At 71.3% G+C, this 24,451-nt stretch carries 26 protein-coding genes; 11 read left to right on the plus strand and 15 right to left on the minus strand.

Annotation, left to right across the window (positions count from 1 at the left end):
- Positions 1-147: 147 nt before the first annotated feature.
- The 7 genes from ACFZBB_RS03460 to clpS form a co-directional block, all read right to left on the minus strand.
- Positions 148-1,098 carry a cysteine synthase gene (locus ACFZBB_RS03460; RefSeq protein WP_355343092.1) on the minus strand — a complete coding sequence of 317 codons (951 nt, stop codon included), beginning with the start codon at positions 1,096-1,098 and terminating at the stop codon, positions 148-150.
- Positions 1,098-1,376 (minus strand): MoaD/ThiS family protein, encoded by a 279-nt coding sequence (locus tag ACFZBB_RS03465; RefSeq protein WP_391117290.1) that lies wholly within the window; start codon positions 1,374-1,376, stop codon positions 1,098-1,100. Before ACFZBB_RS03465 ends, ACFZBB_RS03460 begins: the two co-directional genes overlap by 1 nt.
- Before the next feature lie 96 nt (positions 1,377-1,472).
- Positions 1,473-1,577: a putative leader peptide gene (locus ACFZBB_RS03470; protein ID WP_317452711.1), complete on the minus strand. Its 105-nt coding sequence runs from the start codon at positions 1,575-1,577 to the stop codon at positions 1,473-1,475.
- Between the two features lie 59 nt (positions 1,578-1,636).
- Complete coding sequence (locus tag ACFZBB_RS03475; protein ID WP_391117293.1) at positions 1,637-2,047, minus strand: Mov34/MPN/PAD-1 family protein; 411 nt, start codon at positions 2,045-2,047, stop codon at positions 1,637-1,639.
- Between the two features lie 55 nt (positions 2,048-2,102).
- Complete coding sequence (locus ACFZBB_RS03480) at positions 2,103-3,575, minus strand: amino acid permease (RefSeq protein WP_391117295.1); 1,473 nt, start codon at positions 3,573-3,575, stop codon at positions 2,103-2,105.
- A gap of 191 nt (positions 3,576-3,766) precedes the next feature.
- Positions 3,767-4,324, minus strand: a complete 558-nt coding sequence (locus ACFZBB_RS03485; protein ID WP_391117526.1) for a DUF2017 family protein — start codon at positions 4,322-4,324, stop codon at positions 3,767-3,769.
- The gene (gene clpS / locus ACFZBB_RS03490; RefSeq protein ID WP_188282151.1) at positions 4,324-4,635 is read right to left on the minus strand and encodes an ATP-dependent Clp protease adapter ClpS; all 312 of its coding nucleotides are present in this window, start codon (positions 4,633-4,635) and stop codon (positions 4,324-4,326) included. Before clpS ends, ACFZBB_RS03485 begins: the two co-directional genes overlap by 1 nt.
- 153 nt (positions 4,636-4,788) lie before the next feature.
- On the opposite strand from clpS, the gene ACFZBB_RS03495 reads away from it, so the two are divergent.
- Both ACFZBB_RS03495 and ACFZBB_RS03500 read left to right on the plus strand, forming a co-directional pair.
- Positions 4,789-6,117 (plus strand): nicotinate phosphoribosyltransferase, encoded by a 1,329-nt coding sequence (locus ACFZBB_RS03495; RefSeq protein WP_391117298.1) that lies wholly within the window; start codon positions 4,789-4,791, stop codon positions 6,115-6,117.
- A 229-nt stretch (positions 6,118-6,346) separates the two neighbouring features.
- Positions 6,347-6,937 (plus strand): isochorismatase family protein, encoded by a 591-nt coding sequence (locus tag ACFZBB_RS03500; protein ID WP_391117300.1) that lies wholly within the window; start codon positions 6,347-6,349, stop codon positions 6,935-6,937.
- Between the two features lie 160 nt (positions 6,938-7,097).
- On the opposite strand, the gene ACFZBB_RS03505 is transcribed toward ACFZBB_RS03500, so the two are convergent.
- Both ACFZBB_RS03505 and ACFZBB_RS03510 read right to left on the minus strand, forming a co-directional pair.
- Positions 7,098-7,421, minus strand: a complete 324-nt coding sequence (locus tag ACFZBB_RS03505; protein WP_391117303.1) for a hypothetical protein — start codon at positions 7,419-7,421, stop codon at positions 7,098-7,100.
- 166 nt (positions 7,422-7,587) lie between these two features.
- Positions 7,588-9,996 carry an immune inhibitor A domain-containing protein gene (locus ACFZBB_RS03510; RefSeq protein ID WP_391117305.1) on the minus strand — a complete coding sequence of 803 codons (2,409 nt, stop codon included), beginning with the start codon at positions 9,994-9,996 and terminating at the stop codon, positions 7,588-7,590.
- Between the two features lie 316 nt (positions 9,997-10,312).
- On the opposite strand from ACFZBB_RS03510, the gene ACFZBB_RS03515 reads away from it, so the two are divergent.
- The gene (locus tag ACFZBB_RS03515; protein WP_391117307.1) at positions 10,313-10,657 is read left to right on the plus strand and encodes a hypothetical protein; all 345 of its coding nucleotides are present in this window, start codon (positions 10,313-10,315) and stop codon (positions 10,655-10,657) included.
- 96 nt (positions 10,658-10,753) lie between these two features.
- On the opposite strand, the gene ACFZBB_RS03520 is transcribed toward ACFZBB_RS03515, so the two are convergent.
- From ACFZBB_RS03520 to ACFZBB_RS03530, 3 genes are all read right to left on the minus strand, one after another.
- Positions 10,754-11,227, minus strand: a complete 474-nt coding sequence (locus tag ACFZBB_RS03520) for an RDD family protein (protein ID WP_391117309.1) — start codon at positions 11,225-11,227, stop codon at positions 10,754-10,756.
- A 74-nt stretch (positions 11,228-11,301) separates the two neighbouring features.
- Positions 11,302-12,045 (minus strand): RDD family protein, encoded by a 744-nt coding sequence (locus ACFZBB_RS03525; RefSeq protein ID WP_391117312.1) that lies wholly within the window; start codon positions 12,043-12,045, stop codon positions 11,302-11,304.
- 117 nt (positions 12,046-12,162) lie between these two features.
- On the minus strand, positions 12,163-13,356 hold the full coding sequence (locus tag ACFZBB_RS03530) for an RDD family protein (protein WP_391117314.1): 1,194 nt from the start codon (positions 13,354-13,356) through the stop codon (positions 12,163-12,165).
- A 319-nt stretch (positions 13,357-13,675) separates the two neighbouring features.
- Here ACFZBB_RS03530 and ACFZBB_RS03535 point away from each other — a divergent pair, with 319 nt between their 5' ends.
- Entirely contained in the window at positions 13,676-14,155 is a 480-nt protein-coding gene (locus ACFZBB_RS03535; protein ID WP_355343286.1) for an SsgA family sporulation/cell division regulator, read from the plus strand.
- A gap of 25 nt (positions 14,156-14,180) precedes the next feature.
- Here ACFZBB_RS03535 and ACFZBB_RS03540 read toward each other — a convergent pair whose 3' ends face one another.
- Positions 14,181-15,551, minus strand: a complete 1,371-nt coding sequence (locus tag ACFZBB_RS03540; protein ID WP_391117316.1) for an FAD-linked oxidase C-terminal domain-containing protein — start codon at positions 15,549-15,551, stop codon at positions 14,181-14,183.
- A gap of 66 nt (positions 15,552-15,617) precedes the next feature.
- Positions 15,618-16,733 carry a 4-hydroxyphenylpyruvate dioxygenase gene (gene hppD, locus ACFZBB_RS03545; protein WP_355343054.1) on the minus strand — a complete coding sequence of 372 codons (1,116 nt, stop codon included), beginning with the start codon at positions 16,731-16,733 and terminating at the stop codon, positions 15,618-15,620.
- Positions 16,734-16,857: 124 nt separating this feature from the next.
- On the opposite strand from hppD, the gene ACFZBB_RS03550 reads away from it, so the two are divergent.
- The 7 genes from ACFZBB_RS03550 (at position 16,858) to ACFZBB_RS03580 (ending at position 23,407) form a co-directional block, all read left to right on the plus strand.
- Positions 16,858-17,328, plus strand: a complete 471-nt coding sequence (locus ACFZBB_RS03550) for an Lrp/AsnC ligand binding domain-containing protein (protein WP_391117318.1) — start codon at positions 16,858-16,860, stop codon at positions 17,326-17,328.
- Positions 17,329-17,369: 41 nt separating this feature from the next.
- On the plus strand, positions 17,370-18,017 hold the full coding sequence (locus tag ACFZBB_RS03555) for an ABC transporter permease (RefSeq protein WP_355343051.1): 648 nt from the start codon (positions 17,370-17,372) through the stop codon (positions 18,015-18,017).
- Positions 18,010-19,305 (plus strand): betaine/proline/choline family ABC transporter ATP-binding protein, encoded by a 1,296-nt coding sequence (locus tag ACFZBB_RS03560; RefSeq protein WP_391117320.1) that lies wholly within the window; start codon positions 18,010-18,012, stop codon positions 19,303-19,305. The genes ACFZBB_RS03555 and ACFZBB_RS03560 overlap by 8 nt, the downstream gene beginning before the upstream one ends.
- Positions 19,302-20,249: an ABC transporter permease subunit gene (locus ACFZBB_RS03565; protein WP_391117322.1), complete on the plus strand. Its 948-nt coding sequence runs from the start codon at positions 19,302-19,304 to the stop codon at positions 20,247-20,249. Before ACFZBB_RS03560 ends, ACFZBB_RS03565 begins: the two co-directional genes overlap by 4 nt.
- Positions 20,246-21,217, plus strand: coding sequence for a glycine betaine ABC transporter substrate-binding protein (locus ACFZBB_RS03570; RefSeq protein WP_391117324.1), 972 nt, complete (start codon positions 20,246-20,248; stop codon positions 21,215-21,217). The genes ACFZBB_RS03565 and ACFZBB_RS03570 overlap by 4 nt, the downstream gene beginning before the upstream one ends.
- Before the next feature lie 102 nt (positions 21,218-21,319).
- A complete protein-coding gene (locus ACFZBB_RS03575) occupies positions 21,320-21,931 on the plus strand; it encodes a helix-turn-helix domain-containing protein (protein ID WP_391117326.1) in 612 nt (203 codons plus the stop codon).
- Positions 21,932-22,051: 120 nt separating this feature from the next.
- Positions 22,052-23,407, plus strand: coding sequence for an MFS transporter (locus ACFZBB_RS03580; protein WP_391117328.1), 1,356 nt, complete (start codon positions 22,052-22,054; stop codon positions 23,405-23,407).
- Here the strand turns inward: ACFZBB_RS03580 and ACFZBB_RS03585 are convergent.
- Positions 23,404-24,198 (minus strand): S16 family serine protease, encoded by a 795-nt coding sequence (locus ACFZBB_RS03585; protein WP_391117330.1) that lies wholly within the window; start codon positions 24,196-24,198, stop codon positions 23,404-23,406. The genes ACFZBB_RS03580 and ACFZBB_RS03585 overlap by 4 nt on opposite strands.
- Positions 24,199-24,451 lie beyond the last annotated feature (253 nt).

The following is a 24,451-nucleotide window of genomic DNA, read 5'->3' on the forward strand; positions in this document are numbered from 1 at the left end:
ACGCGCCTCTCCCGCACCTCGTTGTGGGCGGAATCACCAGTACGGGGGGCCTCGGGGCCGGTTGCCGAACACCAACGCGGGCCCCCGCGCACCGGGGGGTGTCCTGGAACGCCGGACGGGCGGACCGACGGGCGGGCCGACGAGCGGTCAGGCCCAGAGCTGGCCGTGCAGGGCCGCGACGGCGGCCTCGGTGGACTCGGCGGTGTAGATGCCGGTCGAGAGATACTTCCAGCCGCCGTCGGCGACGATGAAGACGATGTCGGCGCGCTGGGCGGCGCGGTGCGCCTTGGCGGCCACGCCGAGGGCGGCGTGCAGGGCGGCGCCGGTGGAGACCCCGGCGAAGATGCCTTCCTGCGACAGGAGTTCGCGGGTGCGCCGGACCGCGTCCTCGGAGCCGACGGAGAAGCGGGTGGTGAGCACGGACTCGTCGTACAGCTCGGGCACGAAGCCCTCGTCGAGATTGCGCAGGCCGTAGACGACGTCGTCGTAGCGCGGCTCGGCGGCGACGACGGAGACTCCGGGGACCTTCTCGCGCAGGAAGCGGCCGACGCCCATGAGGGTGCCGGTGGTGCCGAGACCGGCGACGAAGTGGGTGATGGTGGGGAGGTCGGCGAGGATCTCCGGGCCGGTGGTGGCGTAGTGCGCGGCCGGGTTGGCGGGGTTGCCGTACTGGTAGAGCATCACCCAGTCGGGGTGCTCGGCAGCCAGTTCCTTGGCGACCCGGACCGCGGTGTTGGAGCCGCCCGCGGCCGGTGAGGAGATGATCTCCGCGCCCCACATGGCGAGCAGCTCGCGCCGCTCGGAGGAGGTGTTCTCCGGCATGACGCAGACGATCCGGTAGCCCTTGAGGCGGGCGGCCATGGCCAGCGAGATGCCGGTGTTGCCGGAGGTGGGCTCCAGGATGGTGCAGCCGGGGGTGAGGCGGCCGTCCGCCTCGGCCTGCTCGATCATGTGCAGGGCCGGGCGGTCCTTGACCGAGCCGGTCGGATTGCGGTCCTCCAGCTTCGCCCAGACGCTCACCTCGTCGGACGGCGACAGGCGCGGCAGGCGGACCAGCGGGGTGTTGCCGACCGCCGCCAGCGAACTGTCGTAACGCATCAGCGCGCGCCGCCGGCCACTGCCGGGAGGATGGTCACGCTGTCGCCGTCGGCGACCTTGGTGGAGATGCCGTCGAGGAAGCGGACGTCCTCGTCGTTGAGGTAGACGTTCACGAAGCGGCGCAGCTCGCCGCCGTCCACGACGCGGTCGCGCAGGCCCGCGTGCCGGGTGTCGAGGTCCGTGAACAGCTCGTCCAAGGTGGTCCCGGCGCCTTCGACGGCCTTCTCGCCGTCGGTGTAGGTGCGGAGGATGGTCGGGATGCGGACCTCGATGGCCATGACTGCGCTCCAGTGAGTGCGTGGTGACGACGACAGGGGCGGGGCTGCGGTGCTTCAGCGGTCTTGCGCGGTGCGTGCGGAAGCGGGCGCGGGTGGTCAGGCGCCCTGACACGCCGCACTGGTGCGGCGGCACAGGTCGACGTGCAGCCGCGCCACGAGCAGCGTGCCCGGCGCCTTGTCACTCACGTCGAAGAGAACCATGGGGTCATCGTATCGATTCCCCCTGGTGGGCCGAGACGGCCGTCCCACGATCCGGACCATCAGACGTAGGAGTCCACGACCTGTACGGGTTCTTCGGTGACGACACCGTCCACGATGCGGAACGAGCGGAACTGGAACTCCTCCGCGAGCGAGACCAGCACGTAGTGCGCGCCCGGTTCCTGGGCGAGCGAGATGTCGGTACGGGAGGGGTACGCCTCGGTCGCGGTGTGCGAGTGGTAGATCACCACCTGCTCCTCACCGCGCTGCCGCATCTCCTTGTCGAGCCGGAGCTGCTCCATCGAGTCGAACTCGTAGAAGGTGGGTGAGCGGGCCGCGTTCAGCATGGGCACGAACCGCTCGGGGCGGTCGCTGCCCTCGGGGCCCGCGACGACCCCGCACGCCTCATCGGGGGCGTCGGCCTCGGCGTGCGCGACGATCCGGTCGTACAGGTCCTGGGTGATGGTGAGCATGCGGGAAAAATAACAGGGGCTGCGCGCTCACGGGCCGGTGGCCGGGGCCCAGCGCTCACGGCCCGGTGGTCACGGTCACCGGGGTGGGGGCGGGCGCCAGGTGGGCCCTGCGGGCGAAGGCGGCCGGATTGCGGCGCTTGAGCAGCGCGTAGCCGCCGGCCAGGAGCGCGAGCCACAGCGGGACGCCGTACAGCGAGATCCGGGCGTCGGCGTCGGCGCCGATCAGCACCAGCACCAGGACGAGGAAGGCGAGCGCGAGCCAACTGGCGACGGCGCCGCCGGGCGCGGTGAACCAGGCCGCCGCCGCGCGCCCGTCCTTGACCGCGGCGCGGTAGCGGATGTGCGAGGCGAGGATCACCCCCCAGGTCCAGACGGCGGCGACGGTCGCGAAGGCGGTGATGTACGTGAACGCGCCTGCGGGGTCGACGTAGTTGAGCCACACGCCGGTGCCCATCAGGGCGACGGAGACCAGGGTGCCGGTGGCCGGGGTGCGGCGGGCGGTGAGGCGGGTGAAGACCCGCGGGCCCTGGCCGTTGACGGCGAGGTCGCGGAGCATGCGCCCGGTGGAGTACATCCCGGAGTTGCAGGACGACAGGGCGGCGGTGAGCACCACGAAGTTGACGATGCCCGCGCCGAAGGGGATGCCGATCCGGGCGAAGGCGGCCACGAACGGGCTGACGCCGGGCCGGAATTCGGTCCACGGGACGACGCAGAGGATGACGGCGAGCGCGCCGACGTAGAACAGGCCGATGCGCCAGGGAAGGGTGTTGATGGCCTTGGGCAGCGTCTCGCGGGGGTTCTCGGCCTCGCCCGCGGTGACGCCGACGAGTTCGACGGCCAGGTAGGCGAACATGACGATCTGGAGGGTGAGCAGCGAGGAGCCGACGCCGTTGGGGAAGACGCCGCCGTCGCGCCACAGGTGGCCGACCGAGGCGGTGTCACCGGCCGCGGACACCCCGAGGGTGAGGACGCCGACGCCGATGAGGATCATGCCCGCGATGGCGGTGACCTTCACCATCGACAGCCAGAACTCGACCTCGCCGAAGAGCCGCACGGAGATCAGGTTGGCGGCGAAGAGCAGGACGAGGAAGCCGAGGGCGGCGGTCCACTGCGGGATCCAGGGCCACCAGTACGCGAGGTAGGTGGCGGCGGCGGTGACCTCGGCCATGCCGGTGACCACCCACATCAGCCAGTACGTCCAGCCGGTGACGAAGCCCGCGAAGGGGCCGAGGAATTCGCGGGCGTAGTCGGCGAAGGAGCCGGACACCGGGCGGTAGGTGAGGAGTTCGCCCAGCGCCCGCATGATGACGAAGATGGCGACGCCCGCGACGGCGTACATCAGGACCAGGCCGGGGCCCGCCTGGTGGATGGCGCGGCCCGCGCCGAGGAAGAGGCCGGTGCCGATCGCGCCGCCGATGGCGATCATCTGGATCTGGCGGCTGCCGAGGCCGCGCGCGTACCCCTCGTCTCCCGCCGGGGCCTCGCCCGTCCCGTCCTGCCCGTCCGTTCCACCCGTCACGTCCGTCATGCCGGATTCGTACCACGTGCGGTACGGCGCCGCCCGTCGGCGGCCGACGGTCCGTCAGGTCGGGTGCGGGCCGGATGAGGGGCGGATACGGCTCGGGCGCGGGTGGGGCGCGGCTCGGGCGCGGGTGGGGCGCGGCTCGGGCGCGGCTCAGGTGAGGGCCGGGCGCGGCCGAGATGACGGTCGGGCGCGGCTCAGGTGAGGGCTTCGAGCAGGGTCTCCTGGAGCAGGCCGAACCACTGGAAGGCGAGCATCAGCGGCTTGCGCGGGTCCTCGTCCGGCAGGTGGTACAGCTCGCTGCGCTCGTCCTCGCTGACCTCCAGCCGGGCGCCGATGGACAGCCGCAGGTCGTTGAGCGTGCCGAGCCACTGGCGGGCCTCGTCGGCGGTGAGCCGGATCAGCGGGCCGCCCGCGTCCAGCGCGCGCAGCACGGCGAGGGCGTCCTCGCGCTTGCGGGCGCGCAGGTCGTTCTCGGTGAAGCGGCGGAATTCGGCGGCGTCGGCGGTCTCCTCGTACGCGCTCGGGAAGAGCCGGGCCAGCGCCGGGTCCTCCGGGGGCTTGCTGGGGCCCTCGGTGAAGAGCGCGGCCAGCGGGTCGTCGTCGGCCTCGGCGGGCTGGTTTCCCGGACCGACGAGTTCGAGCAACTGCGCGGTGAGGCTGCGGAGGATGGAGATCTCCACGGTGTCCAGCTCGATCGCGGCGCCGCCGCCGCGGACCCGCTCGAAGTAGCCCGCCCGGGCGCGGCGGCCCATCAGCGGTCCTGCGTCAAGGTGGCCCACAGACCGTATCCGTGCATCGCCTGCACGTCGCGCTCCATCTCCTCGCGGGTGCCGCTCGACACCACGGCGCGGCCCTTGTAATGGACGTCTTCCATCAGCTTCTTGGCCTTGCCCTTCGAGTACCCGAAGTAGGTCTGGAAGACATACGTCACGTAGCTCATGAGGTTGACGGGGTCGTTGTGGACGAGGGTCACCCACGGCACGTCCGGCGCGGGAACCTCGAAAGGCGCTTCGCTCGCTTCGGGACGCTCGACTTCTACTGGCGCGACACTCACAGGTTCCATGCTGCCGCTCCTGTGGCGCCTCGCACAAATGGGCGTGCGCGGCACCGCCGAATGGGGGGTTTTGCGCCGGCGCGGAATCCGCCGGTGTGCGGCACCGCACACTTGCCCCGAGAAATCGTCACTCTGACGAGTATTGGGGGTAGCATCCTCGCCATGAGCACAGCAGACCTGGGACTGCCGGTGGACGTGCCGTCCACCGCCCTGTTCACCGACCGGTACGAGCTGACGATGCTGCGGGCCGCCCTGCGCAGCGGCGCCGCGCAGCGCCGCTCGGTCTTCGAGGCGTTCACCCGCAGGCTGCCCGAGGGGCGCCGCTACGGAGTGGTCGCCGGCACCGGCCGGGTCCTCGACGCGGTGGAGAACTTCCGCTTCGACGAACCCGTGCTGGAATTCCTGGAGCGCGAGGGCGTGGTGGACTCCGCGACCCTCGACTGGCTGGCGGGCTACCGCTTCACCGGCGACATCTGGGGATACCCGGAGGGCGAGGTGTACTTCCCCGGCTCGCCGATCCTGCGCGTCGAGGGCACCTTCGCCGAGGCCGTGCTGCTGGAGACGGTCATCCTGTCGATCCTCAACCACGACTCGGCGATCGCCGCGGCGGCCTCCCGGATGGCGGTGGCCGCGGGCGGCCGTCCGCTGATGGAGATGGGCGCCAGGCGCGCCCACGAGCTGGCCGCGGTGGCCGCCTCGCGGGCCGCGTACATCGGCGGTTTCGGCTCCTCCTCCAACCTCGCCGCCGGTTTCCGGTACGGCATCCCGACCATCGGCACCAGCGCGCACGCCTTCACGCTGCTGCACGACACCGAGCGCGACGCGTTCACCGCCCAGGTGGACGCGCTCGGCCGCGGCACGACGCTGCTGGTGGACACATACGACCTCACCAGCGCCGTGCGCACCGCCGTGGAGATCGCCGGGCCCGAGCTGGGAGCGGTCCGGATCGACTCCGGCGACCTGCTGCTGCTCGCCTACCGGGTGCGCCAGCAGCTCGACGACCTCGGCGCCAAGGACACGAAGATCATCGTGACCTCCGATCTGGACGAGTACGCCATCGCCTCGATGGCCGCCGCGCCCGTGGACGCCTACGGGGTCGGCACCTCCCTGGTCACCGGCAGCGGGCACCCCACCTGCTCGATGGTCTACAAGCTCGTGGCCCGCGCCACCTCCGACGACCCCGACGAGCCGCTGGTCTCCGTCGCCAAGAAGTCCCTCGGCGGCAAGACGAGCGTCGGCGGCCGCAAGTGGGCCGCCCGGCGGCTCGACGAGGACGGCGTCGCCGCCGCCGAGGTGGTCGGCACCGGGGCCGTGCCGGCCGAGCTCGCCGACCGCCAGCTCCTCGTCCCCCTCGTCCGCCACGGCGAGGTCATCGGCCGCGAGCCCCTCGACTCCGCCCGCGCCCGCCACATCACCGCTCGCGCGGGGCTGCCCCTCTCCGCGACCCAGCTCTCCCGCGGCGAGCCCGTCCTCCCCACCGAACTGATGTGACCGCCGCAGGGGCGCCCCGTCAGGGGCGCGAGCAACTGCGCGAGCGGCCCACCACCGGCCCGGTGGCCGCGAGACAACCGAATTGCCCCTCCGGGGCCGACGGTGACGTGCGGCCCGTCGACGGCTGAGCGCGCGGTTCCCCGCGCAGCGGGGAGGGCAACGTCTTACGTTGGGGGGAACGCACCCCTAGGCTCGGGACCGTTTCCACACTTTCCGCCGGAAGGGCAAAATGCACCGCGCATTGATCGTCGTCGACGTGCAGAACGACTTCTGCGAGGGCGGCAGCCTCGCGGTGACCGGCGGGGCCGACGTGGCCGCGGCGATCACGGACCTGATCGGGGAGTCGGCGGGCAGCTACCGGCACGTCGTGGCCACCAGGGACCACCACATCGACCCGGGCTCGCACTTCTCGGACCGGCCGGACTTCGTGACGTCGTGGCCGGTGCACTGCGTCGCGGGCACGGAGGGCGCGGGGTTCCACCCGAACTTCGCGCCCGCGGTCGCCTCCGGCGCGGTGGACGCGGTCTTCGACAAGGGGGCGTACGCGGCGGCGTACAGCGGCTTCGAGGGCCTGGACGAGAACGGCGCGGCGCTGACCGGCTGGCTGCGCGAGCGCGGCGTCACGGAGGTGGACGTGGTGGGCATCGCCACCGACCACTGCGTGCGGGCGACCGCGCTGGACTCCGTACGCGACGGCTTCACCACCCGCGTGCTGCTCTCGCTGACCGCGGGCGTGGCGCCCACGACGACCGACCGGGCGCTGGTGGAGCTGCGCGAGGCGGGCGTGGAGCTGACCGGCGCCCCGGTGGTCTCCGGCTAGGGCCTGTCCGGCGGATCATGGGCGGTCCAGGCGGCGCCCGGCGCGTGCGAGCGCAAGGCGCCGGGATGGCCTCACAGCGGAGCTATTCGGGTATTTCGGCAACGCGGCGGGCGTGCGTGCCAGGGGTCGAAGGGGCCGTTCGTGATCCGCCGGACAGGCCCTAGCGCGGAGTACGGTTCAGCGCCGAGATCGGGTGCCACAGCTCGGTGCTGTCGCCGACGTCCCCCGCGCCGCGGTATTCGCGCCAGACCAGGCCGTCCGGGTGGTGCAGGACCGCGGTGACCTCGTCGGGCGTGGGCGGCTCGGCGTTGCCGGTGAGCCGGGCGCCGCGGAAGCCGAGGTTGCTGAGCCGGGTGAGGGCGCGCTGCCGGTTCTGGGCGTGCACCACGACCCGTACCGTGCGTTCGGGGCACGCCGGATGCGGCAGGCCGAGTGCGACGACGACCGTGCCGCCCGGGAGCTTGGTGAATCCGCCGACCGCCATGGTCACATCATCAGCCGTTCGGCCGCCGCCCACCAGAGGACGACGGCCGAACGCGGGATGAACCCGGATGAAACAGCAGGTCACAGCGGGTGCGACCCGATCAGGACGATCTTCGTGCGGTGACCGTCCCGGTGATCAGCCCGGTGATCGGTGATCGTCCCGGTGATCAGCGGTGTGCCGGCCCGACCTGGAGGGTCATCGTGCTGCCGTCGAGCGCCTCACCGACGATGGTGATCCGGGTGTTGGTGTCCTGCACCTTCACCCCGCCGGTCGGGTTCGCGGCGTCCCAGTAGGAGCCGTAGTGGTCGTCGAAGACCGGGTTGCCGAGCTTCGCCTTGACCTTGGCGGCGACACCGTTGGTGTGCACGGTGAAGCCGTCGGTCGGGAACCAACTGAACGGCGAGTCGTACGCCTGGATGCGGTTGCGCATCACGCTGCCGTCCGACCACTTCTCCGCCTTGGCGTGGGCGTCGATCGGCAGGATCTGGCCAGAGCCGGGGTGGATGCCGACGTTGTTGTCGGACTGCGAGGTGTCCCACAGCCAGACCAGCAGACCGTTCTGGTACGGGTAGTGCTCGACCCAGTCCGGCCGGGTGCTCGTCCAGCCGAAGTTGTACGGGCCGGTCTTCAGCGTCTTGTCGTACGAGACGTACTGCCGGTTCTCCGCGATGTAGTACTGCGGGTAGTCGTTGGTGAACGACGCCCCGATCCGGGAGAAGCCCTTGGCGGTCCAGCCGTTGTCGTCCGTCTCGGCGCCGTCGGTGAAGACGGTCGCGCCGTCCGCGGTGACCGAGATCGCGTCGGCCGCGAAGCCCTGCTGGGCCACGCCGCCGTCGGTCAGGTAGCGGAAGCGGAGCTGGATCTGCTTGCCCGCGTAGGCGTCCAGCGGGAAGGACAGGTCCTGGTACGCGCCGTTGGTGCCGGTCAGCGCCGGGGTGCCGCCGCCGTCGCGCGGGATGGACCTGCCGTTGGCGGTGCCGTCCAGCGCGGTCCAGGTGGCCCCGCCGTCGGCGGACGCCTCGGTGTAGAGGTAGTCGTACCCCTCCTCGATGTCCCACCAGCCCTTGAGGGCGAGCGACGCCGAGGACTTGCCGGTCAGATCGACCGAGCGGGTCAGGGTGTTGGACAGGTTGTCGCCGCTGCCGCTCCACCACTGCTTGCTGCCCTCGGCGGGCGCGGTGATGGCGGTGGTGACCGCCTTGTCGGGCAGCGAGACGATCAGCGCCTGCTTGTCCTTGGTGTTGTACTCGGCGACGCCCAGCTTGGTCGTCGAGCGCGAAGCGGCCTTGGCCGTACCGTAGTTGAGCCAGCCGAGCTGGAGCTTGTCCCAGGCGCTCATGTCGTCCGGGAGGTCGCCGATCGAGTCCTTGCCGGTGCCCATCCAGGAACCGGAGGACATCAGCGACCAGAAGCCGACGCTGGACTCGCCGACGTACGTGGTGTCGTACTCGTCGGGCAGGCCGAGGTCGTGGCCGTACTCGTGCGCGAAGACGCCGAGTCCGCCGTTCTCCGGCTGGAGGGTGTAGTCACCGATCCAGACGCCGGTGTTGCCGATCTGGGTGCCGCCGGCCTTGTTGTCGGCCGGGCCCGTGCGCCCCGCGTCGGTGCCGTAGGCGTACCAGCGGTGCGCCCACAGCGCGTCCGTGCCCTGGGCGCCGCCGCCCGCGGACTCGTCCTCGCCCGCGTGCACGATCTGGAAGTGGTCGATGTAGCCGTCGGGCTCGTTGAAGTTGCCGTCGCCGTCGTAGTCGTAGCGGTCCCACTGGTCGTACTGGGCCAGGTCCGCCTTGATCTGCGCGTCGGTGCGGCCCTGGGCCTTCTGGTCGGCGACGTACGCGGTGGTGGCGTCGCGGATCAGGTCCCAGGCGCTGGAGCAGGTGCTGGCGCCGCAGTAGTTGGAGCCGTAACGGGCCTCGTTCCAGGGCACCTTGACCCAGGCGGAGACCTCGCCCTCCACCGAGTAGCGGCCCGAGGACTGCTTCTCGTAGTACTTCGCCAGCGACTCCTTCTTCGCGTCGTGCGAGAAGTAGAGGTCGTTGAAGTGCTGCTGGTTGTAATCCGCCTGCCAGGCCGTGCTGTTGTCGTTCTTCGGGTCCGGCTTGGCGATGGTGTTGTGCGCGGGGCCCGGGTCGCCGCCGTACTTCACGACCGGCGGCTGCGGGCCGTCGGGGCCGTCCGGGTCGTACGTCGTGGTGTTGTCGACCTGGTCGCCGAACTCGACAAGAATCGTGAAGATCTTGTCGGTCTGCTCGCGGCCCAGCTCGACGTACTTGCTCTTCTTGCCCTTGCCGGAGCCGAGTTGGACGACCTTCGAGCCGCCGCGCTGCTGCACGGTCGCGTCGCCGTTCACGACCTGCTGAAGTGCGGCCGTGCGCTCGGCCGACTGCTTCTCGCTGAACGGGCCCGGCAGATCGTGGGCCTGGTTCTCCGCCGGATCGTGGCTGGCCACGGGTGCGGGCTGCCCCTTCTCGGCGGGAGCCGCGTACGCCCCCGCGGTGGTGACCGCGGTGACGCCCAACACGGCTATCGCGAGGGCCAGGGCGGCGGGTTTGGTGATCCTCCGCTGCGTTTTCAAGATTTTTGACCTCCCCTTGGGAAAGGCCATTGCATCGGAGTGACGGGAGAAAAAACAGATCTTGACTTGAGCATGGCAGGCCAGTACGTTTACCGGTTTCCCGGCACCGCTCAGCGGACCCACAGGTCACGCCAACCGGCCGCCGCCGTCCGTGCGTTGACGGGCTCCGCCGTCCGCAGGATGAGATGCCTGACACGCTTGCGACCCTGTGCGCCCCCTCGTGCTCCGCACCGTGGGTTAGGTCACGCTTACCCCATGTTCGGGCCGGGCATGCCGAAGCGTAGAGCCAGCCCGCTACCGAGGACGGATTCCCCCAATGCCACGTCCTACGACCGCGCAACTCGCCTACGGTTCCCTGACCGTTGTCCTGTCCACCTTCGCGATGCTCCTGCTGTCGGACGCACGGTCCGGCGTGGGAGTCGCCGTCATTTGCGCGGCGGGACTGATCCTGGGCCTGCTCGTCGCGGTGACCGGCACCCTGCCCTTTGTCGCCCGGGTGCGGTCCGCCCAGGCCCGGCCCAGCGCCTCCACCGGTTCCACCGTTCCCCCCGCCGAGTCCGGCGCCCAACCGTCCCCCGCACAGCGCCCGCTCCCACGGGCGGCCGGCGGTCGCGGCGTACGCGAGTCGTCGCGGGTCAGCGAGGTGTCACTACGACGCTGAAGCCCGGCGCGGACCCGCGCGGAAGACCCGCACCGCATGTCACCACTGAAGGCACTTCGGCACTTCACGGCGCCACCGCTCCACCGCTTCTCCGCGTCAGACGGCGGCCACGACCACGGTCCTGGCCGCCTTGTCGTGCAGGCACTGCCGGAACGGCTTGTCCCAGGTGCACCACAGGGAGTTGAGCAGCCAGAAGAGCGGGCCGATCAGGATCGTGACGAGCACGCCGGGCAGCGCGTAGACCGCGGCCCGCGTCCAGCCGACGCCGCCGGGGACCGCGCCGTCCTCCAGGCGGGCCGCGCGTATCCGCAGCAGCATCTTGCCGAGGGTCTGCCCGCGGGCGGCCGTCATGGCGCCCTCGTAGAGGAAGTACGCGATGAAGGTCGCCGCCCCCGCGAGGATCTCCTTGCTGCGGCCCGCGTCACCCGGATGGGACAGATCACCGCCGAATACCGCCGCGCTGAGCACCACGTCGAGGACGATCAGGATCACGGTGTCGACGACCCGGGCCAGGAACCGCTGGCCGAGGGAGGCGAGCGGGGCCATCCCGGACGGCTGGTCTGCACTCATGACGCTCAGTCAATCAGCCATCCGGGTGGCGGTACAGGGCGTGTGCGACGCCTTTCCGCCCGGCCGCCGGCCCGTCAGGCGGTCTGGACGACCACCGTCTTGGCGGCCTTGTCATGGAGCCCCTGCTTGTACGGCTTGTCGAACAGCACCGTGATGCCGATGATCACGAACCAGACGCAGCTGCAGCAGAAAGCGGGCAGCCACAGCACGAGGGCGCGCAGCCCCGCCGCCGCGGAGGTGGGCACGCTGCCGTTCTCCAGCATCGCGACGCGCAGCTTCATCAGCTTCTTGCCCACCGTCTGGCCGGTGGACCGGGTCATGAACCACTCGTAGAGGAAACCGAGCACCGCGAAGAAGGCGCCGCCGACCGCCGACTTGCCGCTGCTGAGGTTGTCGGTGCCCCCCGCCGCCCAGTCCAGCAGACCGGCCGGGATCAGCACGATGATCACGTCGATGACGCGGGCCAGCACGCGCTTGCCGCCGTCCGCCAGCGGCGGCATCCCGGCCAGCGGGTCCTGCGGGGCGCCGCCGTAGGGGTTGTTGGGGTCACCGGGCCCGCCGGGACCGCCGCCGTACGGGTTTCCCGGGCCGCCGGGACCCCCGCCGCCGTACGGATTCGCCGGGCCGCCGGGACCGCCGCCGTAGGGGTTGTCGGGGCCGCCGGGAGTGGCGGGACCGCCGCCGTACGGGTCGCCGCCGTACGGATTGCCCGGCGGCGGGGTGCCCTGGGCGCCGTTGTACGGGCCGCCGGCCTGGTCGCCTGGCGGCTTGGCGAAGGGGTCCTGGGGGGAACCGGGCGCTGGCTGATCGGTACTCATGTCCCGAGTCAAACCCGGACACCGGCCGCCCGCCCGCTGCGGACTCCGTTCGGAGTACGGCGCCGTCCCGGCCGAAGGGCGCCGACCCGGACGTACGGCGCGGCCCCGCAGGCGGGCTCAGTCGGCCGCCACGAACGTCCGCGCGGCCTTGTCGTGCCAGCACTGGCGCCACGGGCGGTCGAAGAGGCACCAGGCGAGGCCGATGACGCCGACGACCAGGACGTCCAGCACGGTGTGGGTCAGCCAGCGGCGAAGGCTCGGGCCGAAGGTCGGCGGGATCTGCGCCTCGACGTCCAGCACGCGCAGGCCCACCAGCTTCTTGCCCAGCGTGCACCCCCACTTGACGGTCGGCAGCACTTCGAGCAGCAGGCCCGCCAGGACCGCCACCAGCAGCACCACGGCCAGCTCAAGGCCCGTCGTGCCGTCGATCAGCCACACCTTGACGGTCTCGCCGCTCTGCTTCGCGTCGTCCACCTTCGTGTGGATGTGGTGGTACGCGGCCGTGCCCAGCGGTACGGCAGCGGCGGCGGTCACCGCGCAGAACAGCACCGTGTCGACCACGCGCGCCGCGAACCGCCGCACCAGCGCGCCCGGCCGCCCCTGCGCCGAGATCATGCTCAGGAACGGGTCACCGGCCGGGGGCCGCCACGGCGCCGGGCGCTCCTCGCCCGCGGGCCGCTCCTGCTCCCCCGCCGACTGCCGGGCCAGATGGTGCACCTGCTGCGCCCAGGGCGCGGCCTGCGGCTGCGGCTGGGCCTGCGGCTCCGGCTTGGGGGTGGCCTGCGGCCGCGGCTGGGCGTGCGGTTGAGGCTGGGCCTGGGCCTGGGCGTGCGGTTGAGGCTGGGCCTGCGGCTGGTGGGGCGGTGTCTGCGGCTGGGGCCGCTCGGCGGCGGGCCGCGACTGCTGGGCGGGCACGCCCGGCGCGGCGGCCGTGCCCGCGGCGCCCCAGGAGATCCGCGGTGGCTCGGCGCCGGGCGCCTGCCCGGCGGGCCGGGGCCAGGCCGGAGCGGGTTCCGGGGCGGACGCCGGGGCCGGCGCCGACGTACCGAAGTCGGAGTGCGGCGCCCCCGGGTCCTCGTCGAGGAACATTGGCCCGGACTCGTCCATCGCCGGGGCGGGCGGAGGGGAAGAAGAAGGGGACGGGGACGGAACCGGCGCCTCACCCGCGGCGGGCGCGGGCCGACTCGTACCCGGCACCCAGGTGGAGCCGTTCCAGTAGCGGATGTAGTTCGGGACCGAGGGGTCAGGGTAGTAGCCCGGGGCCGGGGACGCGGAGGAGGAACCGGAGGAGCCAGAAGTGGGTGCGCTCATGGTTCACGGAATCCGTATCTGCTCGGTCTGGGGGGTTTGTGACGTCCACATCTACCAGACGCGCGGGCCCGGCGTGACCGCCGTTCCCCGCGCCGCCCGGCTTCGGAGGGCGTACTTGTCTTTACCCGTACGCGCCCCCTCGTGCCCGTGCTTCGGGAAATTTGAACCGAATCCCGCGAACCCGCGTAATGGTTGGAGTGGTACGCGCTCTCTCCTGGTGCAGGCCCCGGCGCAGCACCCGCTGCGCGTCACCGAAGACACCGCGGAACACGCGGAACGCGAAATGGGGCTGCCGCGCCGAGGAAAGGATGTCGAGTCGATGCACACCGTGGTGGAACGCGAACTGGAAATGCAGCTAGTGCTGTCGCCGGAGCGGAGCATCCCCGTACCCGCCAGGCTGGCCTATCGCACGGATGATCCCTTTGCCGTGCACATCACTTTCCACGTGGGCTCCGACGCCCCCGTGAACTGGACCTTCGCCCGCGAGCTGATCGTGGAGGGGGTGTTCAGGCCGTGCGGTCACGGTGACGTACGGATCTGGCCGACGAAGGTCAACGGCCGCAGCGTGATCTGTCTGGCCCTCAGCTCCCCCGACGGCAACGCGCTGCTGGAGGCGCCCTCGTCCCCGGTCGCGGCCTGGCTGGAGCGGACGCTGCGGGTGGTGCCGCCGGGCACCGAGCACGAGCAGCTCGGCATGGACGACGGTCTCAGCCGGTTGCTCGCCCCGACCACGCGGGACGAGCTGTGGCTGAGTGATCCGTGGTCGGGGAAGGACGAGACGCCGGACGCGGGGGCGTGAGGGCCGGGCACGCCCGGCGCGGCCCTCAGAACAGCTTGCCCGGATTCAGCAGCCCGAGCGGGTCGAAGACGGCCTTCACGCCGCGCTGCAACTCGACGCCGGTGGGGCCGAGTTCGCGGGCCAGCCAGTCCTTCTTGAGCAGGCCGACGCCGTGCTCGCCGGTGATGGTGCCGCCGAGCGCGAGACCGAGCGCCATGATCTCGTCGAAGGACTCGCGGGCCCGCAGGGCCTCGTCGGGGTCGTGCGCATCGAAGCAGACCACGGGGTGGGTGTTGCCGTCGCCCGCGTGCGCGCACACCCCGATCGTCAGGCCGAACTTGGCCGAGATGTCCGCGACGCCGTCCAGCATCTCGCCGAGCTTCGCGCGCGGTACGCACACGTCGTCGATCATCATGGCCGTCGAGATCGTCTCCAGCGCCGTCAGCGACAGTCGGCGCGCCTGGAGCAGCATCTCGGACTCGGCGCTGTCCTCCGCGGGCACCACGTCGGTGGCGCCCGCCGCCGTGCACAGCTCGCCGACCGCGGCGAGGTCGGCGGCCGGGTCCGCGGTGTCGAAGGCGGCGAGCAGCATGGCCTCGGTGGTCTCGGGCAGGCCCATGTTCGCCATCGCGTTGACCGCGCGGATGGTCGTGCCGTCCATCAGCTCCAGCAGCGACGGCACATGGCCGCTCTCCATGATCGAGCAGACGGCGGCGCAGGCCGCGGCGGCCGACGGGAATTCGGCGACCATGGCGAGCTGGCGCGGCGGCGCGGGCCGCAGCGCGAGGACCGCCTTCACGACGATGCCGAGGGTGCCCTCGGAGCCGACGAAGAGCCGCGTGAGGTCGTATCCCGCCACGCCCTTGGCGGTGCGCCGCCCGGTGGTCAGCAGCCGCCCGTCGGCCAGCACCACCTCGAGGCCGAGGACGTACTCGGCCGTCACCCCGTACTTCACGCAGCACAGGCCGCCCGCGCCGGTGCCGATGTTGCCGCCGATCGTGCACTGTTCCCAGCTCGACGGGTCCGGCGGGTAGGACAGGCCGTGCTCGCCGACCGCCCTGGACAGCACGGCGTTGACGACGCCCGGTTCGACCACGGCGATCCGGTCGACCGTGTCGATCTCCAGGATGCGGTCCATCTTCACCAGCGAGAGCACGATGCAGCCGTCCATCGCGTTGGCGCCGCCGGACAGCCCGGTCCGCGCCCCCTGCGGTACGACCGGCGCCCGGTGCGCGGTCGCGGTCCGCATGACGTGCTGCACGTCCTCGGTGCTGCGGGCCAGCACGACCGCCGCCGGGGTGCCGACGGCGGAGAAGCTCGCCATGTCCTGGGAGTACGCCGCGACGACGTCGGGGTCGGTCAGTACCGCCTCCGGCGGCAGGCCGCCGCGCAGTGCGGTGATCAGTTCATCGTGCATGTGTTCACCCTGACAGGCCGGGGCCCCGCCCTCAAGGGCGGGACCCCGCGAGACCACAGGGTGAGATCAGAGGTTGCCGCGCAGCTCCTGCTCCCGCTCGATCGCCTCGAACAGGGCCTTGAAGTTGCCCTTGCCGAAGCCCATGGAGCCGTGGCGCTCGATCATCTCGAAGAAGACGGTCGGGCGGTCCTGGACCGGCTTGGTGAAGATCTGGAGCAGGTAGCCGTCCTCGTCGCGGTCCACGAGGAGCTTGAGTTCGCGCAGTGTCTCGACGGGGACGCGGGTCTCGCCCGCCCATTCGCCGAGGGTGTCGTAGTAGGAGTCGGGGGTGTCGAGGAATTCGACACCGGCGGCGCGCATGGCGCGTACGGAGGCGACGATGTCGTTGGTGGCCAGCGCGATGTGCTGGACGCCGGGGCCGCCGTAGAACTCCAGGTACTCGTCGATCTGGGACTTCTTCTTGGCGACGGCCGGCTCGTTGAGCGGGAACTTCACCTTGAGGGTGCCGTCGGCCACGACCTTGGACATCAGCGCCGAGTACTCGGTGGCGATGTCGTCGCCGACGAATTCCTTCATGTTGGTGAAGCCCATGACCCGGTTGTAGAAGGCCACCCACTCGTTCATCCGGCCGAGTTCGACATTGCCGACGCAGTGGTCGATGGCCTGGAAGAAGCGCCGCGCCGGGGGCTCGACCACCGGCTCCGCGGCGACGAAGCCCGGCATGTAGGGGCCGTCGTAGCCGGTGCGGTCGACCAGGGTGTGCCGGGTCTGGCCGTACGTGGCGATGGCGGCGAGCACGACGGTGCCGTGGTCGTCCTTCAGCTCGTACGGCTCGGTGAGGCCGGTGGCGCCGTGCTCGACGGCGTACGCGTACGCGGCGCGCGCGTCCGGGACCTCCAGGGCGAGGTCGACGACGCCGTCGCCGTGGGCGGCGACGTGGTCGGCCAGGAAGCGGCCGTGGTCGGTGGCGGGCTTGATGACGGAGGTGAACACGAAGCGCGCGCCGCCCGACTCCAGGACGTAGGAGGCGGTCTCGCGGCTGCCGTTCTCGGGTCCCGAGTAGGCGACGCGGCGCATGCCGAAAGCGGTGGAGTAGTAGTGCGCGGCCTGTTTGGCGTTGCCCACGGCGAAGACGACGGCGTCCATGCCCTTTACCGGGAAAGCATCCTGGGTCTCAGTCATGACAAAAGCCTCCCGCCGCTTGTCAGGGTGCGCAATAGTTCCGGATTCCAGTGGACAGTCTGCACAGTGGAGGCGAGGATCGACGGGTCAATCTGTGCAGCATGACCACGGAAGGCGGCGGGGCATGGGGATCGACGCGCTGGACGGGCGGCTGATCACGCTGCTGGACCGGGAGCCGCGGATCGGCGTGCTGGAGGCGTCCCGGCGGCTGGGGGTGGCGCGCGGCACGGTGCAGGCGCGGCTCGACCGGCTGAGGGCCAATGGGGTGATCCGCGGTTTCGGCCCGCAGGTGGACCCGGCGGCGCTCGGCTATCCGGTGACGGCGTTCGCCACGCTGGAGATCAAGCAGGGTCAAGGGGTCGACGTACGGGCGCACTTGACCACCGTGCCGGAGGTGCTGGAGCTGCACACCACGACCGGTCAGGGCGACATGCTCTGCCGTCTGGTGGCGCGTTCCAACGCCGATCTCCAGCGGGTGATCGACCGGGTTGTCGGCTTTGATGGGATTGTCCGGGCCGCCACGGCCATCGTCATGGAGAACCCGGTCCCGCTGCGGATCATCCCGCTGGTGGAGCAGGCGGCGCGCGACACGTAGACGCGCCACGCGGTCGAAGGAGACGGGGAGGTGGGGGCGCGGTGAGTTTCTGGCAGTACCTCTCCAACCGGCACCAGCAACTGCTCACCGACGCCTTCCAGCACGCCAGCGCCGTGTTCCAGTGCATGGTGCTCGCCACCGTGATCGGCGTCCTGATCGGCGTCCTGACCTACCGCAGCGACTGGGCGGGCAATCTCGCGGTCACCTCGACCGCGACCATCCTCACCATCCCGTCGCTGGCCCTGATCGGTCTGCTGATCCCGGTCCTGGGCCTGGGCGTGCCGCCGACGGTGACCGCGCTGACCCTGTACGGGCTGCTGCCGGTCGTCCGCAACTCCATCGTCGGGCTGCGCGGTGTGGACCCGGCGCTGGTGGACGCGGCCAAGGGCATCGGCATGTCGAGGGTGGCCCGGCTGCTGCGGGTGGAGCTGCCGCTGGCCTGGCCGCCGATCCTGACCGGTATCCGGGTCGCCACCCAGATGCTGATGGGTATCGCGGCGGTGGCCGCGTACGCCTCGGGCCCCGGCCTCGGCAACGAGATCTTCCGCGGCATCGCGTCGCTGGGCAGCGCCAACGCGCTCAACGAGGTGCTGTCCGGCACGCTCGGCATCATCGTCCTCGCGCTGCTCTTCGACGCCGCGTACGTGGGCATCGGCCGTCTGACCATTCCGAGGGGGATCCGTGTCTGAGCGGTGGTCACCGGAGGACCGGGAGCAGCCGGCGCCCACCGGGGTGGCGGGCGCCACCATCGAGCTGGAGAACCTGACCAAGCGCTATCCGGGCAGCCAGGACCCGGCCGTGGACAGCGTCAGCATGGAGATCAAGGCCGGTGAGACGGTGATCTTCGTGGGGCCCTCCGGCTGCGGCAAGTCCACCACGCTGAAGATGATCAACCGGCTGATCGAGCCGTCGTCCGGGCGGATCAGGATCAACGACGAGGACGTCACCGCGATCGACCCGGTCAAGCTGCGCCGCAAGGTCGGGTACGCGATCCAGTCGTCCGGTCTCTTCCCGCACATGACGGTCGCGGAGAACATCGCGCTGGTGCCGAAGATGGTCGGCTGGAGCAAGTCGCGGGTCAAGGACCGGGTCGAGGAGATGCTCGACCTGGTGGGCCTGGACCCGCGGGAGTTCCACGGCCGCTACCCCCGCCAGCTCTCCGGCGGACAGCAGCAACGCGTGGGCGTGGCACGGGCGTTGGCGGCCGACCCGCCGGTGCTGCTGATGGACGAGCCGTTCGGCGCGGTCGACCCGATCACCCGCGACCATCTCCAGGACGAACTGATCAGGCTCCAGCACGAGTTGCACAAGACGATCGTCTTCGTCACGCACGACTTCGACGAGGCGATCAAGCTCGGCGACCGGATCGCGGTGCTCCGTGAGCACTCGCACATCGCCCAGTTCGACACGCCGGAGGCCATTCTCACCAACCCGGCCGACGACTTCGTGTCCGGCTTCGTCGGCGCCGGCGCGGCGCTCAAGCGGCTCAATCTCACCCGCGTGCGCGATGTCGGCATCGCCGAATTCCCCGCGGTGGGCGTCGACGAGCCGTTGCAGTCGATCTTCGAGCGGCTGCGCACCAGCCAGCACAACGAACTGCTGCTGCTCGACCGGCGGCGGCGCCCGTACAAGTGGCTGCGGCGCGGTGATCTGATGCGCGCCAAGGGGTCGTTGGCGCGGGCGGGCACGATCGTGCACGACACGGTGACCCGGGACGCGACGCTGCGGGACGCACTGGAGGCGGTGCTGACCGACAGCGGCGGGCGGGTGGCGGTGACCGGGCGGCGCGGCGAATTCGTGGGCGTGGTCGACATGGAGACGCTGATGAACTCGGTGCAGGAGATGCTGGAGGCCGACCGGCTCACCGCGATGGAGCACCAGCACGAACTGGCCGAGTCGCAGGCCGGGCAGGGGCACGAGGAGGAGCGGGCACGCGCCGAGCAGGAGGGCGCGGCGGGCGCGGAGCCGGCGTCATGAGCCCGGACAGGCCGGACCGCGCGACGGGGGCGAGCCGCGCCGACGGCGGCCGTTCCCACCCGTCGGGCCGGGACACCCGCGACGCCGGGGAGCGCCGTCCCCCCGGCGAGCACGAGGTGCGCGGCCTGGCCTTCCGCGACGACGACGGCGGTACGGAGCACGAGGAGCACGAGGGTGGGCCCGCGCCCGCCGCGACCAGGCCGAAGCCCAAACTGACCTGGAAGAAGCTGGTGTTCACCCCGGCCGTGCTGGCCGCCGTGCTGCTCGCCACGTATCTGTGGATCACCAACATCCACCTGGACGCGATCGAGAAGAATTCGCTCGACGACGGCAATGTGCAACTCCGGCTCTGGCAGCACGTGAAGCTGACCGCGATCTCCACCTTCTGGGTGCTGGTGATCGCCATCCCCGTCGGCATCGCGCTGACCCGGCGGCGGCTGCGCAGGGTCGCGCCGTTCGTGACCGCGCTCGCCAACATCGGCCAGGCCACTCCGGCGATCGGCCTGCTGGCGCTGCTGGTGATCTGGCTGGGCATCGGCGCCCGCACCGCGATCATCGGCATCGTGGCGTACGCGGTGCTGCCGGTGCTCTCCAACACCGTCGCGGGGCTCAAGGCCATCGACCCGACGCTGGTGGAGGCCGCGCGCGGCATCGGCATGTCGGCGCCCGGCGTGCTCGCCAAGGTCGAACTGCCGCTCGCCGTACCGCTGATCCTCGCGGGCGTGCGGACCGCGCTGGTGCTCAACGTCGGCACCGCCACGCTGGCCACCTTCGGCGGGGGCGGCGGCCTCGGCGACCTGATCACCTCCGGCATCGTCAACCAGCGGATGCCGGTGCTGATCCTCGGCTCGGTGCTGACGGTGGTGCTCGCGCTGTTCGTGGACTGGCTGGCCTCGGTCGCCGAGCAGTTGATGCGGCCCCGCGGCCTGGAGGTGACGGCGTGACGCGGCGGCGTACGGGGCTCGTGGCGCTCTGCGGCGCCGCCCTGCTGGCGTCCTGCGGGCTGACCAGCGGCAGCCCGCTGGTGGACAACGTCAAGCCGGGCTCGATCGGGCAGGGCGAACCCCTCAAGGGCGCCCACCTGGTGATCACGTCCAAGAACTTCAGCGAGAACATCATCCTGGGCGAGATGATCGGCCTCGCCTTCAAGGCGGCGGGCGCGAGCGTGCTGGACCGGACGAACATCACCGGCTCGATCGGCGCCCGCGAGGCGGTCAAGTCCGGTCAGGCGGACGCGATGTACGAGTACACCGGCACCGCCTGGATCACGTATCTGGGGCACACGGAACCCATCAAGAACCCCCAGGCGCAGTGGCAGGCCGTGCACGACGCGGACCTGAAGAACGGCCTGACCTGGCTGCCGCCGTCCACGCTGAACAACACGTACTCGCTCGCCGTCAGCCGGCCCAACAACGCGAAGTACCACCTCAAGACGCTCTCCGACGTGGCCGCGCTGGCGAAGAAGGACCCCAAGGCCGTGACGCTGTGCGTGGAGAACGAGTTCGCCTCCCGGCAGGACGGGCTGCCCGGCATGATGAAGGCCTACGACATGAACATCCCCAGCTCGCGGATCCAGAAGATGGACGCGGGGATCATCTACACCCAGGTGAACAAGAGCGGTTCCTGCCTGCTGGGCGAGGTGTACACCACCGACGGCCGCATCCAGTCGATGCACCTGACCGTCATGGAGGACGACAAGCACTTCTTCCCCAACTACAACGCGGCGCCCGTCATCTACAGCAAGGCGTTCAAGAAGTACCCGGCCATCGCCGAGCTCCTCGACCCGATCAGCGCCAAGCTGGACACGGCGGTCGCGCAGAAGCTGAACGCCCAGGTGGACGTGGACGGGCAGGACCCGCACGACGTGGCGAAGAAGTGGCTGATCGCCGAGGGCTTCATCAAGAACGGGTGAGGGGCCCTGCGGGGCTCGCGGGGTACGGCTCAGACGTGGATGCAAAGCTGTTTTGCAAAAGAGCGTTGCAAAGGTGCTTTGCACGCGCCTAAAGTGGTGTCCATGACGGACAAGAAGGACGCGGTGCCGATCGGCCCGATCTCGGACGAGGATCTGCTGACCCTCGACGCCAGGTCGCTGCGCGGCCTCGCCCACCCGCTGCGGATGCGGCTGCTGGCCGCGCTGCGCGACCACGGCCCCGCCACGGCCTCCCAACTGGCCGACCGGCTCGGCGAGTCCAGCGGTGCGACCAGCTACCACCTGCGCCAGCTCGCCTCGTTCGGCCTGGTCGAGGACGACCCCGGCCGCGGCACCGCGCGCGAGCGCTGGTGGAAGGCGGTGCACCGGGGCCAACGCTTCGACAGCATCGGGGAGTTCGTCCGCCACCCCGACCTGGAGGTGCGCGCCGCGATGAGCACCTTCCTGGTCGAGCACGCCACCAGCAGCGCCGAGCAGGTGGCGACCTGGATGAGCACGATGCACACCTGGCCGAAAGTCTGGCAGGAGGCGTGGGACTCCAGCCGCTTCACGCTGCGCCTCACGCCACAGGACGCGGTGGAGCTGAGCGAGCAGGTGCACGCGCTCGTGGAGTCCTTCCGCGAGCGGGAGACGGACGGGCCGGAGGGTGAGCGGGTCCGGGTGCAGTTCCACGAGTTCCCGATCGCGTCCGACTGACCCCGCTCCCCCGCGCCGCGCGCGCCGTCACCGCACGCGTATCCGTATCCGTACCGGCTCCCTGTCCGTACCGGCTCCGTAACTCCGTATCAACGCCCAATCGTCACGGGGGAATTCGCCATGCCCGCACGCACCGCGATACCGCACGCCCACCACCGGCCCGACGGGTCGGGACCGGCCCGCGACCGGCGCCCGCTGGGGGTGCTGCTGGCCGCCAACGTGGTCTCGATCGCCGGGAACATGCTCACCGTCGTCGCCGTCCCGTGGTTTGTGCTGGAGACCACCGGGAGCCCGGCGCGGGCCGGTCTGGTCGCCTTCGCGGCCACCCTGCCGGTCGTGCTCGCCGCGATCCTGGGCGGGCCGCTGATCGACCGGCTCGGCTACGCGGTCACGAGCGTCGTGTCGGACGTGGTGTGCGCGGCGGCCATGGCGGCCGTACCGCTGCTGCATCTGACCGTCGGGCTGCGCTACTGGGAACTGCTCGCGCTCGTCGGCGTCAGCGGCCTCTTCCACGCCCCCGGCGAGACCGCCCGCGAGGTGCTGATGCCCCGGCTCGCCGAACGCGCCGACACCACCGTGGCGCGGGCGTCGAGCGCGTACGAGGGCGCGTCGCGCGGCGCCCGTATGCTCGGCGCCCCGCTGGCGGGCGTGCTCATCTCGGTGATGGGAGCCACCAATACGCTGCTGGTCGACGCGGCGACCTTCGCGGTGTCCGCGGTGCTGATCGGGATCGGCGTACGGGACCGGACGCCGGCGGAGGCGGCGCGGAAGCGGGCGGCCAAGGGGGCGTCCAAGGAGTCGGCCTCCGGGGCTCCGGGCGGCTACCGGGCCGAACTGCGCGAGGGATTCGCCTACTTGGTGGCCGCGCGGCTGCTGTTCGCCATCGTGGTGATGGTGATGGTGACCAACGCGCTGGACCAGGCGTGGTCGGCGGTGCTGCTGCCGGTGGACGCCCGCGAGCACCTGGGCGGTTCGGTGAGCGTCGGCCTGGTCGCCGGGACATTCGGCGGCGGCGCGCTGATCGGCTCACTGACGTACGGCGTCGTCGGCCACCGGGTGTCGCAACGCGGCCTCTACATCGGCGCGTTCCTCATCGGCGGCTTCCCCCGGACGGCCGTGGCCGCCTTCGTGCCCGGTCTGACCCCGCTCCTGGTCACCTGCGCGGTGTGCGGGCTGGCCGCCGGGGTCCTGAACCCGATGATCGGCACCGAGATGGTCCGCCTGGTCCCCGAGCGGCTGCGCAGCCGCGTCTTCGGCGCCGTCACCTCCGGCGTCCTGGTCGCCGTACCGCTGGGCGGCCTGCTCGGCGGCTTCCTCGTCCAGTACGCGGGCCTGCGGACCGCCATGGCCACCGTCAGCGCCGTCTATCTGCTCACGACGCTGAGCCCGCTCGTCCTGCCCGCCTTCCGGCACTGGAACGACGAGCCCGGCGACGTGCCCGCCGTGTCGCCGGGCGCCGCGCGGGCGTCCGTCTAGCAGGTCGGCAGCTTTCCGCCCTTGTCCAGGGCGGCCAGGGCCGCCAGCGCGCCGTCCAGGTCGTTGACCGGGACCAGCCTGAGCCCGTCGGGCAGCTCCGCCTTGGCGTCGGAGCACTCGCCGCGCGGTACGAGGAAGACGGTCGCGCCGTCGCGGCGCGCGGCCTGCTCCTTCAGCGGCACCCCGCCGACCGCGCCGACCTTGCCCGCGGCGTCGATGGTCCCGGTACCCGCGATGGTCCGGCCGCCGGTGAGGTCGCCGCCGTGGCCGTCGCCGTTGATCTTGTCGATGATGCCGAGTGCGAAGAGCAGCCCGGCGCTGGGGCCGCCGACGTCGGCGAGCTGGAGGTCGACCTTCACCTTGGACGGTGAGAGCCCGAGGTGCTTGAGCGCGGCCGTCGTCGCCGCGTCCTGCGAGTCGGTCATCTCCTTGCGGTTCGCCTTCTCGATCTCCTTCACCGAGCCGCCGCTGGGATAGACCGAGTCGCGCGGCATCGCCGCCTGGTCCTTCTTGAACCACGCCTTCAGCACATCGGTGACGTGCACCGAGGCGTCCGGTGACGTCGCCTGGATCGTCACCATCCGCAGTTGCCCGCTCGTCCTGCGCACCGGTGTCCCGCTCACCGTGATCACCTGCGTCCCCTGGTCCGCCCCCAGCACGTTCGCCGTCAGCCCCGGCTCCACGATCGAGATCGGGAGCGGGGCGAGGGCCGCGACGGCCAGCAGCCCGGCCGTGACTGCTCCGCAGACGGCCAGAGTCACGGTCCGCCGGGAGACGCTGCTTCTACGCATGCCGCCGACCCTATTTCACGCCCCCGCCCTCGCGGCCACGCCCCCGCTCCCCACCCGGCCGGTGGCCCGGCAACAACCGAACCACCCCGCCGGGGCCGACGGTGACCTGCGGAAGCACCGTGGCTTGTCGCGCAGTTCCCCGCGCCCCCAAAAAACACGACCCGCCGCCCCCGGCAAAGCAGCCCCTCAAGGGCAGCGGCCCAAAAACGCGTAGCTCGCGTCCCGGCAAAAGAACCGCCCCAGGGCCGGGCCC

Source organism: Streptomyces sp. NPDC008139 (assembly GCF_042957025.1).
In the GTDB taxonomy this organism is placed as follows: Bacteria; Actinomycetota; Actinomycetes; order Streptomycetales; family Streptomycetaceae; genus Actinacidiphila.

Bases quoted from the DNA above. Each gene is read 5' to 3' on its own strand.
- ACFZBB_RS03470 (WP_317452711.1), bottom strand. From the start codon at position 1,577: ATGGTTCTCTTCGACGTGAGTGACAAGGCGCCGGGCACGCTGCTCGTG.
- ACFZBB_RS03500 (WP_391117300.1), top strand. From the start codon at position 6,347: ATGCACCGCGCATTGATCGTCGTCGACGTGCAGAACGACTTCTGCGAG.
- ACFZBB_RS03540 (WP_391117316.1), bottom strand. From the start codon at position 15,551: ATGCACGATGAACTGATCACCGCACTGCGCGGCGGCCTGCCGCCGGAG.
- ACFZBB_RS03530 (WP_391117314.1), bottom strand. From the start codon at position 13,356: ATGAGCGCACCCACTTCTGGCTCCTCCGGTTCCTCCTCCGCGTCCCCG.
- ACFZBB_RS03465 (WP_391117290.1), bottom strand. From the start codon at position 1,376: ATGGCCATCGAGGTCCGCATCCCGACCATCCTCCGCACCTACACCGAC.
- ACFZBB_RS03480 (WP_391117295.1), bottom strand. From the start codon at position 3,575: ATGACGGACGTGACGGGTGGAACGGACGGGCAGGACGGGACGGGCGAG.
- ACFZBB_RS03475 (WP_391117293.1), bottom strand. From the start codon at position 2,047: ATGCTCACCATCACCCAGGACCTGTACGACCGGATCGTCGCGCACGCC.
- ACFZBB_RS03505 (WP_391117303.1), bottom strand. From the start codon at position 7,421: ATGGCGGTCGGCGGATTCACCAAGCTCCCGGGCGGCACGGTCGTCGTC.
- ACFZBB_RS03485 (WP_391117526.1), bottom strand. From the start codon at position 4,324: ATGGGCCGCCGCGCCCGGGCGGGCTACTTCGAGCGGGTCCGCGGCGGC.
- ACFZBB_RS03495 (WP_391117298.1), top strand. From the start codon at position 4,789: ATGAGCACAGCAGACCTGGGACTGCCGGTGGACGTGCCGTCCACCGCC.
- hppD (WP_355343054.1), bottom strand. From the start codon at position 16,733: ATGACTGAGACCCAGGATGCTTTCCCGGTAAAGGGCATGGACGCCGTC.
- ACFZBB_RS03515 (WP_391117307.1), top strand. From the start codon at position 10,313: ATGCCACGTCCTACGACCGCGCAACTCGCCTACGGTTCCCTGACCGTT.
- ACFZBB_RS03520 (WP_391117309.1), bottom strand. From the start codon at position 11,227: ATGAGTGCAGACCAGCCGTCCGGGATGGCCCCGCTCGCCTCCCTCGGC.
- ACFZBB_RS03575 (WP_391117326.1), top strand. From the start codon at position 21,320: ATGACGGACAAGAAGGACGCGGTGCCGATCGGCCCGATCTCGGACGAG.
- ACFZBB_RS03525 (WP_391117312.1), bottom strand. From the start codon at position 12,045: ATGAGTACCGATCAGCCAGCGCCCGGTTCCCCCCAGGACCCCTTCGCC.
- ACFZBB_RS03550 (WP_391117318.1), top strand. From the start codon at position 16,858: ATGGGGATCGACGCGCTGGACGGGCGGCTGATCACGCTGCTGGACCGG.
- ACFZBB_RS03580 (WP_391117328.1), top strand. From the start codon at position 22,052: ATGCCCGCACGCACCGCGATACCGCACGCCCACCACCGGCCCGACGGG.
- ACFZBB_RS03565 (WP_391117322.1), top strand. From the start codon at position 19,302: ATGAGCCCGGACAGGCCGGACCGCGCGACGGGGGCGAGCCGCGCCGAC.
- ACFZBB_RS03535 (WP_355343286.1), top strand. From the start codon at position 13,676: ATGCACACCGTGGTGGAACGCGAACTGGAAATGCAGCTAGTGCTGTCG.
- ACFZBB_RS03460 (WP_355343092.1), bottom strand. From the start codon at position 1,098: ATGCGTTACGACAGTTCGCTGGCGGCGGTCGGCAACACCCCGCTGGTC.
- ACFZBB_RS03585 (WP_391117330.1), bottom strand. From the start codon at position 24,198: ATGCGTAGAAGCAGCGTCTCCCGGCGGACCGTGACTCTGGCCGTCTGC.
- clpS (WP_188282151.1), bottom strand. From the start codon at position 4,635: ATGGAACCTGTGAGTGTCGCGCCAGTAGAAGTCGAGCGTCCCGAAGCG.